The organism is Curtobacterium sp. MCBA15_004 (assembly GCF_001865055.2).
GTDB lineage: Bacteria > Actinomycetota > Actinomycetes > Actinomycetales > Microbacteriaceae > Curtobacterium.
In genome coordinates this window covers 1,020,072-1,034,812 of sequence record NZ_CP126266.1, presented here as the reverse complement: position 1 = coordinate 1,034,812, position 14,741 = coordinate 1,020,072, and the positions used below count along the sequence as shown (strand labels likewise).

Annotated in this window: 10 protein-coding genes; 5 read left to right on the top strand and 5 right to left on the bottom strand. The window is 74.1% G+C overall.

Features of this window, described 5'->3' with window-relative positions; translation table 11 throughout:
• Nucleotides 1–117: 117 nt before the first annotated feature.
• On the top strand, nt 118–1,116 hold the full coding sequence (locus QOL16_RS04935) for a phosphotransferase (protein ID WP_065959637.1): 999 nt from the start codon (nt 118–120) through the stop codon (nt 1,114–1,116).
• Nucleotides 1,117–1,459: 343 nt separating this feature from the next.
• Here QOL16_RS04935 and QOL16_RS04930 read toward each other — a convergent pair whose 3' ends face one another.
• Complete coding sequence (locus tag QOL16_RS04930; protein WP_083394942.1) at nt 1,460–4,714, bottom strand: ATP-dependent DNA helicase; 3,255 nt, start codon at nt 4,712–4,714, stop codon at nt 1,460–1,462.
• Entirely contained in the window at nt 4,711–7,866 is a 3,156-nt protein-coding gene (locus QOL16_RS04925) for a UrvD/REP family ATP-dependent DNA helicase (RefSeq protein WP_175473056.1), read from the bottom strand. Before QOL16_RS04925 ends, QOL16_RS04930 begins: the two co-directional genes overlap by 4 nt.
• Nucleotides 7,867–7,980: 114 nt before the next feature.
• On the opposite strand from QOL16_RS04925, the gene QOL16_RS04920 reads away from it, so the two are divergent.
• Both QOL16_RS04920 and QOL16_RS04915 read left to right on the top strand, forming a co-directional pair.
• The gene (locus QOL16_RS04920) at nt 7,981–8,205 is read left to right on the top strand and encodes a DUF3107 domain-containing protein (RefSeq protein WP_065959759.1); all 225 of its coding nucleotides are present in this window, start codon (nt 7,981–7,983) and stop codon (nt 8,203–8,205) included.
• Nucleotide 8,206: 1 nt separating this feature from the next.
• Complete coding sequence (locus tag QOL16_RS04915) at nt 8,207–8,494, top strand: hypothetical protein (RefSeq protein ID WP_065959638.1); 288 nt, start codon at nt 8,207–8,209, stop codon at nt 8,492–8,494.
• Nucleotides 8,495–8,663: 169 nt separating this feature from the next.
• Here QOL16_RS04915 and QOL16_RS04910 read toward each other — a convergent pair whose 3' ends face one another.
• Together QOL16_RS04910 and QOL16_RS04905 are read right to left on the bottom strand one after the other, a co-directional pair.
• Nucleotides 8,664–9,833: a mannosyltransferase family protein gene (locus QOL16_RS04910; RefSeq protein WP_071283348.1), complete on the bottom strand. Its 1,170-nt coding sequence runs from the start codon at nt 9,831–9,833 to the stop codon at nt 8,664–8,666.
• Nucleotides 9,830–10,546, bottom strand: coding sequence for a ferritin-like fold-containing protein (locus tag QOL16_RS04905; RefSeq protein WP_065959643.1), 717 nt, complete (start codon nt 10,544–10,546; stop codon nt 9,830–9,832). Before QOL16_RS04905 ends, QOL16_RS04910 begins: the two co-directional genes overlap by 4 nt.
• Before the next feature lie 82 nt (nt 10,547–10,628).
• Here QOL16_RS04905 and QOL16_RS04900 point away from each other — a divergent pair, with 82 nt between their 5' ends.
• Nucleotides 10,629–12,140 (top strand): DEAD/DEAH box helicase, encoded by a 1,512-nt coding sequence (locus QOL16_RS04900; protein WP_065959645.1) that lies wholly within the window; start codon nt 10,629–10,631, stop codon nt 12,138–12,140.
• A 168-nt stretch (nt 12,141–12,308) separates the two neighbouring features.
• On the opposite strand, the gene QOL16_RS04895 is transcribed toward QOL16_RS04900, so the two are convergent.
• A complete protein-coding gene (locus tag QOL16_RS04895; RefSeq protein WP_139266349.1) occupies nt 12,309–13,181 on the bottom strand; it encodes a PHP domain-containing protein in 873 nt (290 codons plus the stop codon).
• A gap of 69 nt (nt 13,182–13,250) precedes the next feature.
• Between QOL16_RS04895 and QOL16_RS04890 the strand changes: the two genes are divergently transcribed.
• The gene (locus tag QOL16_RS04890; protein ID WP_071249615.1) at nt 13,251–14,735 is read left to right on the top strand and encodes an aminopeptidase P family protein; all 1,485 of its coding nucleotides are present in this window, start codon (nt 13,251–13,253) and stop codon (nt 14,733–14,735) included.
• Nucleotides 14,736–14,741 lie beyond the last annotated feature (6 nt).

Below are 14,741 nucleotides of genomic sequence, written 5' to 3'. Positions count from 1 at the left end.
AGGGGGCTCCTCGAGGTCTGGTCGGGTGTTCGGCGGGAGCCTGTGGACGGTCCTCGGGCTTGCACAGGCCAGCGTGGCGCACGCGCTCGCACCGACGGCGGACCTACCCTGAGGGGCATGGCGGGATCCCAGTTCACTCTAGCCGCGTTGGCGACGACGGCCGTGCCCGGCATGGTCGTCACGGGGACACGCACCCTCGGCTCGGCTGCGTCCGGCGACTACGAGTCCGCCGTCCTGCGCGAGGCGGACGGCACGCTCTCGGCGATCCGTCGCCCGCGCAACCAGCGCGCCGAGGCACGACAGTCGGCCGACCTCGTCGCGATCCGGGCGCTGAGCGCCGGCATCCGCACGCGCCTGCCGTTCGCCGTGGCCGAGTACCGCGGCCAGGCGCCGGTCGGGTCGACGCGGGCCATCGTCACCACATACCTGCCGGGAGCCCACCCGACGCTCCGCGACCTCGCCGAGCGGCCCGAGCTCGCGGCGTCGGTCGGCCGTGCCGTCGCCGCCGTGCACCAGCTTCCCACGAGCTTCGTCACCGACGCCGGGCTGCCCTCGCTCACCCCGTTCGAGGTCCTGCGCTCCGCCGTGTCCGTGATGGACCGGGCCGTCGCGACCAAGCTGGTCCCGGCCGCGCTCAAGGAGCGCTGGGAGGGCGCCGCCCGCGACCAGCAGCTCTGGCAGTTCACGCCGACGGTCGTGCACGGCGCCTTCGGTGCCGGGGTCGTCCTCGCCGACGGTGACGCCGTGAGCGGCGTCCTCGAGTGGGGAGAGCTGCGCCTCGGCGACCCGGCGAAGGACCTCGCGTGGGTCCTGGCCGGCCGCCGCGACACCTTCGACACGGTCCTCGCCGCGTACGAGGCCGGTGGTGGCGGACGCGACCGACAGCTCGCGCAGCGGGCCCGGGTGCACCACGAGCTCGAGACCGCGCAGTGGCTCCTCCACGGCGTGCAGGCGAAGAGCACCGAGGTCGTCGACGACGCGGTCGCCATGATGCACCGGCTCGTCGACGCCGTGCAGACGCCCAGTGCCGCACCGCTGCAGTCGGTGTCGCCCGAGACGATGGAGATCGGCGAGGTGGAGCAGCTGCTGTCGTCGACCGAGCGTAGGCACGGCTGATCCGCCGCCGAGGCTGATCCTCCACCACGGCTGGTCCGCCGTCACGGCTGGACCGCGGCGACGGCCGGACCGCCGTCACGGCTGGACCGCGGCCACGGCCGGACCGCCGCCACGGCTGATCCGCCGTCACCGTGCCTGCGGCCCTGCGTCGGCGGCCCTGCGCCTGCGGCCCTGCGCCGGCGGCCGGCGGCGCGCCGCCCGTCCGACGCGACGGCCGGTAGCGCGACAGCGCAGCCCGGTCCCGACCACGTGACGGACGGGAGGCACGTGGCGGCGCCGCCCCGCGCCTCCCGTCCGAGTCCTGGTCCTGGTCGTGGACCGGGTCCGGGTCCTGCACCCGTGATCAGCCGAGCGACGCGCGCCACGCGCGCTCGAGCCCCCGCCGGTCGAGCAGCCCGGTGGGTCGGACCTCGAGGTCGTCCGCGACGAAGTAGAACACCGCGTCGACCTCGTCGATCGGTCGCCCGGTGAACTCCGCGTACGCCACCCGGTAGAGCGCGAGCTGCAGTTGCCGCGCCGCGAGGTCGTCGGCGTCCTTCGGGGCCTTCCCCGTCTTCCAGTCGACGACCTCGGCGCGGCCTTCCACCTCGTACACCGCGTCGAGCTTGCAGACGACGCTGTGTCCGAGGAACGGGATGTGGATCTCGCGCTCGACCTCGACCGGAACGAGGCCTGCCCAGCGGGACCGGGCGAAGGTGTCCTGGAACGCCGCCAGTCGGCGGGCGTCGTCGTCCGTGACCGGCGCTTCGGTCGACGCGTCCACGAGCTCGTCGGCGTCGAGGTCGCGCTCGCCGTCCCACAGGTCCAGCGTCTCGAGCGAGCCACCGCTCCGGGCACGCTGCTCGACCCACTGGTGGAACAGCGTGCCGAGTCGCGTCGCCCGGTACGGCCGCTCCGGCATCGGCCGCCGCAGCCGCTCTGCGACCGCGTCGGGCTGCGTCAGGTAGTCCTTGAAGCCCGACGCCGGCACGCGGTGCGGTACGGCCACGGTGTGCCGGGCCGACCGTTGCGCGCGACGTTCGGCGAGGAGCAGGTCGATGTCGGCTGCGAACCGCCCGGACGCTCCCGGGTTGGCGTTCCGCACCCGGTCGGCCGCCGCGGCGACCCGGGCCCCGCGCTGGCCGAACGGCACGTGCGGCCAGTCCTGGGTGGCACCGTCGCCGCCGAGGGGGTTCTCCTCGTGCTCCGTGCCGTCCGGGACCGCTCCGGCGTCGACGATCCCGGCCTCGACCAGGTCGCGCAGGTACCGGCTGGGGGCGGTCGGCCGGACCCCGCCCGCCCAGGACGACCCGGACACGAGCAGGTCGTGCCTGGCGCGCGTCAGGGCGACGTAGGTGAGTCGGCGTTCCTCGTCCTCGTTGCGGGCACCGACCTCCTCGCGGTAGGCATCGATCGCGTCGACGACCGCCTTCTGCGACTCCTGCCCGCGCCACTCGAGCCGCGGCAGCTCCTCGGCGTCGCCCCGGAACGCGTAGGGCAGGCGGCCGAAGCCCAACCAGCCCGACGAACCCTCCTGGGGCCGTGCGGGCAGGGAGCCCTCGACCAGTCGCGGGACGGCGACCGCGTCCCACTCGAGTCCCTTCGACCCGTGGATCGTCAGGATCTGGACCGTGCCGGACTCGGGTTCCTCGGACCGCGGGCCCATGTCGTCCCGTCGCGCGGCCGCGTCGATCCAGCCGAGGAACGCCCCGAGGTCGGCGCGGTCGTCCGTCGTGACGAACCCGGCGAGCTCGTCGACGAAGGCGTCGAGGAACGCCCCGCTCCCCTGCTCGTGCGCGGCGACCTCGACGTCGAGCCCGGTCTCCTGGACGACGAGGGTCACGAAGTCCACCAGGTCACCCGCGGCGCGGGACCGCAACGAGGCGAGCTCCTGCCCGAGGGCCCGCATCCGTGCCCGGCCGACCGGGCTGATGTCGGCGAGCGCACCGTGCTCGTCGGGGGCGGTGGCGACGAAGTCGAGCGCGTCGACGATCGACCCGTGCTCCCCCGCGGCGACCGACGCCCGGAAGGCGGCGGTGACGTCGTCGTCCAGTCGCTGGTGCGTGTGGTCGCGACCGAACAGCCAGCGGGCCAGTCCGTGGAGCGCCGCGATGTCGGCCGCACCCACGCGCCACCGCGCTCCCGCGAGCAGGCGGATGAGGTCGTTGCCGGCCGCGGGGTCGTGCAGGACGCGCAGGGTCGCGACGAGGTCGACGATCTCCGGCCGCTGCAGCAGCCCGCCGGTCCCGAGCACGTGGAACGGGACGCGGTGCTCCGCCAGCGCCGCGGTGAAGGACGACAGGTCCTTCCGCGATCGCAGCAACAGGGCCATCGAGCCCTCGGGGTCGGCAGCGCGCCGGTCGGCGAACCAGCGGGCGACCGCGTCGGCCTCCTCGGGCAGGGTCTCCGGGAACACCGCCCGGACGGTCCCCGCGTCGGCACCCGGTCGGGGTGCGAGCCGCTCGACGGCGACCTCGGACGCCGCCGAGAGCGGATCGACGACGGCGTTCGCGGCGGCGAGGACGTCCACCGGGTTGCGCCAGCTGGTGGACAGCGCGAAGGTCACCGGGGCGGCTCCGTCACCCCCGAAGTCGCGGGGGAACCGGGCGAGGTTCGCGGCACTCGCACCGCGGAACCCGTAGATGGACTGGTGCGGGTCGCCGACCGCCATCACCGGGTGGTCGCGGAACAGCCGCGCGAGGAACCGGGTCTGCACGACCGAGGTGTCCTGGTACTCGTCGAGCAGCACGACGCGGAACCGACCGCGGAGCTCGTCCACCACGCGCGGCGCCGACTCCGCCGCGGCGAGCGCGAGGGCGATCTGGTCGGAGAACTCCACGAAGCCGCGGTCGACCTTCTGCCGTCGGAACTCCTCGACGAGGTCCACCAGGGGCTCGAGCGAGCCGACCGCGGCGACCGCGTCGGTGACGGCCTTGTACGGGTTGCCCCGGGCGTTCCCGGGCAGTTCGAGCAACCCGCGGAAGTCGACCGCGAACCGGCGCAGGTCCCCGGGGTCGACGAGGTGCTCGGAGACCGCGCCGGCCAGGGCGACGACGGCGGCGGTCACGGTGTCGACGTCACGGTCGAGCCCGGCGAGCCGGTCGTCCCGCGCGCCCACGACGACCCGACGCGCGAGCTGCCAGGCGGACGGCTCGGTGAGGACCTGGGACTCGCCGTCGCGGCCGACCAGCAGGGCGTTCTCGCGGAAGACCGCGTTCGCGAAGGCGTTGTAGGTCGAGACCGTCGGCGCCTCGAACGCGTCGCCGGCCTCGAGCAGGCCGACGTCCTCGAGCGCGCGGATCCGCTCGTTGATGCGGACCGACAGCTCGCCCGCCGCCTTGCGGGTGAAGGTCAGACCGAGGACCTCGGCGGGCCGGACGTGGCCGTTCGCGAGCAGCCAGACGACCCGGGACGCCATGGTCTCGGTCTTCCCGCTCCCCGCCCCGGCGACCACGAGCGCCGGTGCGAGCGGCGATTCGATCACGGCCCGCTGCTGGGCCGTCGGTCGTGGCCGGCCGAGGGCGTCCGCGACCGCGTCCGCCCCGATCGGCCCGGTCGTGCGCGCCGTCGCGGTCGGGTCCGCGCCCGTGGTCGTGGTCGTGTCCGTGCCGCCGCTCACCAGGTCACCTCCCCGACGACGTGGATGCGGCACTCGACGCCGGTCCGCGCCTTCGTGCAGTGGTCGTCCACCCGTGCGACGAAGGTCCGGCCGGCCATGCCGCGGGCGACGGTGTGCAGGCGCTCGCGGTAGGCCTCGCGGGTCTCCTCGTCGAAGGCGTGCTGGGTCCGCTCCGAGTACGCGTGCCCACCGCGCGGGTTCTGCACGAACACCAGGCGGGCGTCGGCCATCCGGGAGCCGGCCGGGACGCCCTCCACCGCGCCGTCCTCGACCGCGAGCTGGTACGCGCCGAGCTGCGGGTGGTCGGGCATGTCGTTCTTCTCGCTCGGCATCGAGCGTCCCGTCTTCAGGTCGACCACGCTGACCCGACCGTCCGGGTCCACCTCGATCCGGTCGATGCTCCCCCGCATGCGCGCCGGACCGGTGACGAGCGCGAACGACGTCTCGGCGCCGAGGAGCCGGCGACCGGCACCCGCGAACGTGCGGAGGTAGTCGCTCAGGCCCTCGATCATCCGACGCGTGCGGGCACGCTCGCGGTCGGCCACCCACGCCGACTCGAACGTCAGCTCGTCCCACCGTGCCTCGACCCGCTGCCACAGCGACTCGACGTCCACCTCGGTCGCGTGCTCCATCGCCTCGTGCACGATCGTCCCGATGCCCATCGCGGGACTCGGGGCACCGCCACCGAAGGTCTGCGCGAACCAGTGCACCGGGCACTCTTCGAAGGTGCCGATGCGGGACGGCGACACCGACACCGCCGGTGCGACGGGCTCGCCCTCGTCGTGCAGGGGTGCGGGTGCGGCGTCGAGGTCGACGAGCGGGTCGTCGGTCGAGGGATCGAGCAGGCCGTACCACTCGTCCGGCGATGCCCCGGGGACGCCTTCGGCGGCCAGGCGCGCGAGCGCGGAGGCGGCCTCGTGGTCACCCGAGGTCACCACGCGCCGGCGGAGCGACCCGGCGAGACCGCGCAGCGAGAGCGGGTGCACCGTGGCGGCGCGGTCCGGGGGCACTGGGACGAGCCGGACGAACGGCGAGGGGGCCTCGTCGTCGTTCGCCACGGTGCCGATGACGACCTGGGTCGTCGCCCGTGACACCGACCGGGCGAACAGGCGCAGTTCGTCGGCCACCACAGCGGCCCGGTCGTCGGTCGCGCCGTGCTCGACCCCGGACGCGGCGCGGACCAGGCCGTCCGGGTCGAGCAGGCTGCCGCGCACGCGGGTGTTCGGCCAGACGCCGTCCTGCAGCCCGAGCACCACGACGACGTCGCACTCGAGCCCGATCGTCGCCGACGGGGTCAGCACTCGCACACGGCCCGCGGTCCGGTCCGGACCGATCGAGTCCTCGGGCAGGTCGGCGCCGAGCAGGTCGTCGACGAACACCCGCGCCGGAGCGTCCGGGGTCCGTTCCACGAACCGCTTCGCCGCGGTGAACAGCCCGACGACGGCGTCCAGGTGGCGGTCGGCCTCGCCCGCGCCGACGCCGCCCGCCGCGGACTGCGCACCCCAGGCGCCGGCGAGGCCGCTGCGCTCCCACAGCCCCCAGAGGATCTCCTCGATGCTCGCGTCGGCCGCGGCGTCGGCTCGGGCCTGTACCAGGCTGCGTGCGAGCCGCGTGGCGCGTCGTGCGAAGCCGGCGTCGACCGTGGCCAGGCGTTCGGGTGCCCCGAGCGCCTCGACGAGCAGCTCGTCCGAGGTCCGCGTGCCACCACCGGCGAGCTCCTCGCGGCGCAGGGCGAGCCGCAGCCGCCGCATCGCGAGCGTGTCGAGCCCGCCGAGGGGGCCGGTCGCGAACGCGGTCGCGAGTGCCGGGTCGAGCGGCAGGACGTCGAGCGCGACGGCCGCGGCGTCGAGCAGGGCGCGCGCCGCGGAGTCGTCGCGCGGTCGGACCGGCGCGGCCCCGGCGGTCGCGGGGACCTCGGCCACGGACAGCGCCCGCACGAGCTCGGGGATCGCCGCACCGCTGCGGGTCACCACCGTCATCCGGTGCCAGGGGACGCCGTCCAGGAGGCGGTGCTCACGCAGGCGACGGGCGATCGCGGTGACGAGGGCGGAGCGGCTCGGTGCCTCGAGGTGCACGACCGCGTCGGACCGTGCGTCGGTCGTCGACGCCGTCGCGGTGCGCTGTCGGCCGGCCGCCGCCGCGCCGATCCGGCCGGTGACCGACTCGACGAGCGCGCGGACCGGCGCGGGGTGTCGGTGCACGGTGCCCAGCACGATCTCGTCGACCCGGTCGACACCGAGCCGGACCGCGAGTCGGCCGAGCACGTCCGGTTCCGCCCCGCGGAAGGCCGAGGAGGCGATGTCGGGGTCGCCGAACGCCACGACCTGCACCCCGGAACGGGCCAGCGCCCCGAGGAGCGCGACCTCGCCCTCGACGAGCTCCTGGGTGTCGTCGACGACGAGCAGCCGGAGCGCCGCCACGCTCGGGGGCACCTCGCCCCGGAGCACCGCGGCGGTGGCGTAGGCGACGAGTTCGGCGGCGTCGAGGCTCGTCGACCGGAACGCCGACAGGGTGGCGCGGTACTCGTCGACGAAGTCGCCGACCGCGCGCCACTCGGGACGTCCGCGTTCGTCGGCGAGCTCGCGCATGTCCTCGGGCTCCACCCCCGCGGCCACCGCACGCATCATCACGTCGCGGAGGGCCGTGCGGAACCCCGCGCGTTCGCGGACCACGGCCGTGATCGGCGCCGGCCAGTCGGGTCCCGCCCCGTCGGCCTCGTGCCCGTCCAGCAGGTCGGCGATGATGCGGTCCTGCTCGCCGCCGGTGAGGAGCGTCGGCGGCTCGAGTCCCTGCACGGACGCGGCGTGCGCGACGACCTGGAACGCGAGCGAGTTGACCGTGCGGGCGAGCGCGCCGGGCACCACCCGTCCCACGGTGGCCGCGAGTCGGTCGCGCAGCGCGGTCGCGGCGGTCCGGGCCGAGGTCAGCGCCAGCACCGTCGCGTGTCCGTCGACCGAGATCGCGTCGGGGCGGCCGAGCCGGTCGGCGACGAGCCGGGCGAGCGTCGTGGTCTTGCCGGTGCCCGGCGCGCCGATGACCGCGGCGTGCCGTCCGTCCGGCAGTGCGAGCACGGCGTCCTGCGCCGGGTCCACCGTCAGTGCGCGCGCGACGCCCACGTCGTCCGTGGTGGGCGTCAGCAGGGTCCGGGGCACGCGGACACGGTACCGACCACGGCCGACAGGGGCGGACGGGCCGGCCGCGCACTCCGCCGTGCGCCTGGGGCGAACGGCCGGTGCCGCCCGGACCCGCTCGGATACGCTGTGCTCGTGGACATCAAGATCGGCATCATCAACAGCCCGCGCGAGATCGCGTTCGAGACCGCCCAGAGCGCCGAGGAGATCGAGCAGGCCGTGGCCCAGGCCCTCGAGTCGCAGTCGACCCACCTCGCCCTCAAGGACGACAAGGGCCGTCGCTTCATCGTCCCCGTCGCCGCCCTCGCCTACGTCGAGGTCGGAGCCGAGGAGTCGCGCCGCATCGGGTTCGTCGCCTGACGTGGAGCTCCTGTTCGCCGTGCTCGGCGGCATCGTCCTCGGTGCCGTCGCGCACGTCGTCGTGCCGTGGCGCTCGACGCGCGGTGCCCTGCTCGGACCGGTCGTCGGCGGCGTCGTCGCCGCGGTCGCCTGGGAGGCCCTGACCTGGGCCGGGTGGCGCTACGACGGCACCTGGATCTGGGTCGTCGCCCTCATCGGCGCCGGCGTGGTCGCCGTCGTGACGGAGTGGGTGCTCGGCACGCGCCGCGCCCGGGCGGACGAAGCGTTCTTCGAGCGCTCCCGCGCCTGATCTGCAGCCTCAGCGCGCCCTCCCGCGCCTGACGACGCGAGCACCCCGACCCAGCGCGCGCTCCCGCGCCTGACGACGCCGACACCCCGCTGACGACGCCGACACCCCGGGCGAGCGCCACGCACGTCCGGACCGGACGCCGAGCGCGTCCGACCCGCACGGCCGCGCCTCAGTCGGCCCGCTCCCCGAGCGTGAACTGGTGCGTGTTCGCGACGCACAGCGCGACGCCCACCACCAGCACGACGAGCGCCACGCGCCGTCCGGTGGCGTGCCGCACCGACGCGGCGCCGAGCGCCACCCAGATCGGGAACAGCGGCAGCGTGTTCCGCGCGAGCGAGACGTAGGTGGAGCTCGTCATGAGCGACACCGCCGTGATCACGAGGAACACGGCCTCCGCCCACGACCGGTGGACGAGGAAGTACGCGATCGCGGCGAGCAGCAGCCCCGCGAAGACGATGTCCAGCAGGAACTGCGGCTGGGCGGACGGCATTTCGTGGTGCGCGACGGACTGCACCGTGTACGAGAACGTGTCCCACGGCGCTTGGATCCGCCGTCCCCACCCGGATCCCTGCGCCCGCGACCAGGTGTCCCACCGGCCGGTCGACGTCCACAGGTACAGCATGTAGCCGAGGAAGCCGGCCACACCCGTGGCGAGTCCCAGCGCCGGCCACGCGACGAGCCGACGCCCGGCCGCGCGACGCCGGACGACGTAGAGGACGACGATGGCAGCGAGCAGGAAGAGGCCGTTCGGTCGGATCGCGCCCGCGACCGCCGTCAGGACGCCTGCGAGCAGCCACCGGTCCCGCGTCGCGGCGTACCACGCTCCGATCGCGGCGGCTGCGAAGCACGACTCCGCGTACGACGCGTGCAGGAAGACGGCGTACGGCCCGAGAACGAAGAGCGCGGTCGCGACCTCGGCCGCACGGACCCCGGAGCTCGTGTCGACCAGGCGCCAGAGCAGCACGCTGGCGACCAGTCCCCCGATGCCCGCCACGACCGCGAGCGCCAGCGCGACCGGGTCCGGGCTCCACGGGCCGAGGAGCGTGGCCACCGCGCGCGCAGCGAGCGGGTACCCCGGGAAGAACGCCGTGTTCGTCGAGTCCGCGTCGTAGCCGTGCCGGGCGATCTCGGCCAGGTGCACCGAGTCCCACTGCGCGAGCAGGTCGACGAACGGTCGCCCGCCCAGGAACAAGCCCGTCGCCGCCCACTGCGACACCATCGCGACCGTCGTCACGAGCACGCGCGAGAACGCCCACGCGGACGCACCGCCGAGGACCGCACGACGCCAGGTCGCGGCACCGCGGACGAGGTCCTGCGATGCGCGGTGCGCTGCGGTCACGCCGTCAGGCCCAGCGCGTCCATCCGCCGGGTGTGCGCCGCGATGAGCTCGGTCCACACCGGCTCGAGCCGTTCCTGGTCCTCGCGGGCGTGCGACGCCAGTGCCGACCGCGCCACGAGCAGCGTGTCGCCCACGAGCCGTCGCCCCCACATCGCCAGCCGGGAGCCCACGCGCGGGTCCTGCTCGATGTGCGCCGCGAGCTCGTCGACGACGGCGCGCTCCTCGCGGCCGTCGAACACCGTGCGCAGCCGCTGCCGCACGTCGGTCGGCAGCGAGCGGAGCAGGCTGCTGAACAGGTCGTTGAGGATGCCCGCCGTGACGTAGCCGGTGAGCATCGACTCGTACCAGTCGGCACCGCTCGTGCGCAGCAGGAACCGGTCGATCGCCTCGCGGTGGGGTTCCATCAGCTCGGCAGGGTCACCGCCGCCGCGTTCGATCTCGGCGACGATGGTGCGGTGCCGGTCGAGGGCCGCGGTCGCGAGCACGCCCGTCACCAGGCGGCCGGACATGGTCGGGGCGGCGACGCCGGCGCGGCCCATCGTCTCGTACAGCGACAGCTGCAGGTACGCGGCCTGGCCCAGGTAGACGTCGAGCTCGGGGCTCACGTCGTCGAGCTGCAGACGCTCCACCGTCGAGGCGTTCCGCGGGTTCCGCGACGCCAGCCACGAGGCGGCGAGCTCCGCCGCGCGCTTCCGGTTCCACCACGACACCACGCCCCGAGCATACCGGCCGGGCAGCGGTGCCCCGCCCCGCCGGTAGACTGACCGCGACTCCCACCAGGACCAAGGTGATCCATTGACTTTCGCAGACCTCTCCATCGAGCAGGACATCGTCGACGCGCTCGCGACGAAGGGCATCAGCGAGCCCTTCCCGATCCAGCAGCAGACGATCCCGCTCGCCCTCTCCGGCCAGGACATCATCGGCCAGGCCAAGACCGGTACCGGCAAGACCTTCGGCTTCGGCCTGCCGCTCGTGCAGCGCCTCGGCCCCGACCCCGAGCACGGTGTCAAGGCACTCGTCGTCGTCCCCACGCGTGAACTCGCGGTGCAGGTGACCGAGGACCTCGAACTCGCGACCTCGAACCGCCCGACCAAGGTCGTCTCGATCTACGGCGGCAAGGCGTACGAGGGGCAGATCGAGCAGCTCAAGGCCGGCGCCCAGATCGTGGTCGGCACGCCCGGCCGCCTCATCGACCTGCAGCGCCAGCGCATGCTCGACCTCTCCCACGTGCAGGAGGTCGTCCTCGACGAGGCCGACCGCATGCTCGACCTGGGCTTCCTCTCCGACATCGAGCGCATCTTCCAGGCGATCCCGGCCGTCCGGCACACCATGCTGTTCTCCGCGACCATGCCCGCGCCGATCGTCGCGCTCGCCCGCCGCTTCATGACCCGCCCGGTGCACATCCGCGCGACGGACCCCGACGAGGGCCTGACGCAGGCGAACATCAAGCACGTCATCTACCGCGCGCACTCGCTCGACAAGGACGAGGTCATCGCCCGCATCCTGCAGGCCGAGGGTCGCGGCAAGACCGTGATCTTCACGCGCACCAAGCGCGCGGCGGCCCGCATCGTCGAGGAGCTCAAGGACCGCGGCTTCAACGCCGCCGCCGTCCACGGTGACCTCAACCAGGAGCAGCGCGAGCGCGCGATGGCGGCGTTCAAGGCCGGCAAGCGCGACGTGCTCATCGCGACCGACGTCGCAGCCCGCGGCATCGACGTGGACGACGTCACGCACGTGATCAACCACACGATCCCGGACGACCCCGACACGTACCTGCACCGCGCGGGGCGCACCGGCCGTGCCGGCAAGACCGGCATCGCGGTCACGTTCGTCGACTGGGACGACCTGCACAAGTGGACGCTGATCGACAAGGCGCTCGAGTTCGGCATCCCCGAGCCCGTCGAGACCTACTCGTCGTCGCCGCACCTGTTCAGCGACCTCGACATCCCGGCCGGCACCAAGGGTCGTCTGCCCGGCGCGTCGAGCCACGCCGCCACGGCGGGGACCGAGCGACGCACCGCCGACAAGCGCACCGGCGACCGCCCCACCGGTGAGCGCAGCGGCTCGCGCAGCCGCAGCCGCAACCGGTCTGGAGGCACGGAGCAGTCCGGCACGTCGGCTCGCGCCGCCGGGTCGGCCGACGCCGGGACCACCACCACCGAGACCGCGCAGCCCGCGGTGGACGCGTCGTCGACCGACGGCACGACGGACGGCGCCGCGAAGCGTCGCCGCCGTCGTCGCCGTCGCAGCGGCGGTTCCGCCGAGGCGACCAGCTCGGCACCGCAGGCAGCCGGCGAGGGCGAGTAGCGCCTCCCGTCCGAGGGCCCCGTCGCTGACGCGACGGGGCCTTCATCGTCTCCGCCTGCCGGCACGCTCCTCGACGGAGCAGACGACGTCGCGTGCCGAGCGTCGACCCGACGTCTGCTGCTCAATCGGCGACGACCACCGACGCCGACGAGCCGGCCGCAGAGCGGGTCAGGCCAGGCGGGAGCCGGGTCCGTGCACCGGGGCGCTGCCCGTCGCCTGCGCGACGATCGCGTCGAAGGCCACCCGCGCGGTGCGGTGCTCCCCGAGGCGGTTGGGCTTGCCGGTGCCGTGGTAGTCGCTCGACCCGGTGACGAACAGGCCGGAGCCCCGTGCCCAGTCGAGCAGCGTGCGCTTGCCGTGCGACTGGTTCTCGCGGTGGTCGACCTCGAGGCCGCCGAGTCCGGCGTCGACGAGCTCGCGGAGCATCGGCTCGTCGATCACGATCCCGCGGGACGAGGCGGCGGGGTGCGCGATGACGGGGACGCCACCGGCCCCGCGGATGAGCTCGACGCCGCGCAGGGGCGACGGCGCGTCGTGCGGTTCGTAGTAGCCCGAGGCCGGGTGCAGGATGCCGCGGAACGCCGCGCTCCGGTCGGGCTCCAGCCCGCGGGCGACGAGCGCGTCGGCGATGTGCGGCCGACCGATCGTGGCACCCTCGCTCGACTGCGCGAGCACGTCCTCCCAGGTGATCGGGTGATCGCGGCCGATGCGGTCGACCATGCGGCGGGCACGGGCGAGCCGGCCCTCGCGGATGCGGGTGGTCTCGGCGACGAGGTCCGGGTCGGTCGGGTCGACGAGGTAGCCGAGGACGTGCACGCTCCGGTACCCGACGCGCGTGCTCAGCTCGAGGCCCGGGACCAGGGTCATCGGACGGTCGGCGACGGCGGCGATCGCCTCGTCCCAACCGGCGGTGGTGTCGTGGTCGGTCAGGGCGACACCGTCGAGGCCCGCCGCGGCGGCCGCGGCGACGAGGTCGGCGGGCGGCTCGGTGCCGTCGGACACGCTCGAGTGCGTGTGCAGGTCGATGAACGGATCGGGCACCGGCCCATCGTACCGACAGGTGAACAGCCGCTCAGGCCGTCGGTCCAGGTCGGTGCGATGATGGGGCACATGGCCGACACGACTCCCCGCGCGACGAGCAACCGTTCCACCACCCCCGGTTCCTCGACCTTCAAGGACCACATCGCCTCGCAGTGGGCCGAGCGCGAGCGGCCGCTGCCGGAGCCCCGTGAGCAGGCCCCCTTCGCCGCCGAGCGCCGTGCCCGGATCTCCGAGCTGCACCCCGGCCGGACGATCGTCGTCCCCGCCGGCCGCGCCAAGGTCCGGTCGAACGACTGCGACTACCCGTTCCGCCCGCACTCCACGTTCGCGCACCTCACCGGCTGGGGCACCGACACCGTGGTCGGCTCGGTGCTCGTGATGACGCCGTCCGGCTCCGGCCACGACGCGACGCTGTACTTCCGCGCGACCGCGGGGCGTGACTCCGAGGAGTTCTACGCCAACCCGGAGATCGGCGAGTTCTGGGTCGGCCCGCGTCCCTCGCTCGAGGAGGTCGCAGCCGACCTCGGCATCGCGACCGCCGACCTCGGAGCGTTCGACGCCGTGGTCGACGACCTCGACCCGGCCGTCCTCGTCGTCCGCGACGCCGACGAGGAACTCACCCGGTCACTCGACACCCGCTTCGGCACCGCGGTCGGCGGTGCGTCCGAGACCGACGGCGTCCCCGCGACCGACGACGTGCTCGCCCGCGACCTGTCCGAGCTGCGCCTGGTGAAGGACCGCTACGAGGTGCAGGAGCTCCGCGCGGCCGTCGCCGCGACGAAGCACGGGTTCGACGACGTCATCGCCGACTTCGACGCCGTCCTCGCGCACCCCCGCGGCGAGCGCATCGTCGAGGGCACCTTCAACCGCCGTGCCCGCGCCGACGGCAACACGGTCGGCTACGACACCATCGCCGCCTCGGGGCACCACGCCTGCATCCTGCACTGGACCCGCAACGACGGTGCCGTGCAGCCCGGCGACCTCATCCTCATCGACGCCGGGGTCGAGGTCGACTCGTTCTACACGGCCGACATCACCCGGACCCTCCCGGTCTCGGGCACCTTCACCGACGTGCAGCGCATGGTCTACGAGGCCGTGCTCGAGGCGGCCGACACCGCGTTCGCGATCGTGCAGCCCGGCATCACCTTCCGCGAGGTGCACGCCACCGCGATGGAGGTCATCGCGCGGAAGACCGCCGAGTGGGGCTTCCTGCCCGGCACCGCGGAGGAGTCGCTGCGCCCGGACAACCAGTTCCACCGCCGGTACATGGTGCACGGCACGAGCCACCACCTCGGCCTCGACGTGCACGACTGCGCCAAGGCCCGTCGTGAGATGTACCTCGACGGCGTGGTGCAGGCCGGCATGGTGTTCACGATCGAGCCCGGCCTGTACTTCCAGCAGGACGACCTGACCGTGCCGGAGGAGTTCCGCGGGATCGGCGTCCGCATCGAGGACGACGTCCTGGTGACCGAGGACGGCGCCGAGAACCTGTCCGTGGGCATCCCCCGGACCCCCTCGGAAGTGGAGGGGTGGATCGCCCGCTCCGGCCGCTAGGTTGAA

What these genes read in the sequence shown, in the direction of transcription:
- QOL16_RS04935 (WP_065959637.1), top strand. Translation starts at nt 118, where the DNA reads ATGGCGGGATCCCAGTTCACTCTAGCCGCGTTGGCGACGACGGCCGTG.
- QOL16_RS04890 (WP_071249615.1), top strand. Translation starts at nt 13,251, where the DNA reads ATGGCCGACACGACTCCCCGCGCGACGAGCAACCGTTCCACCACCCCC.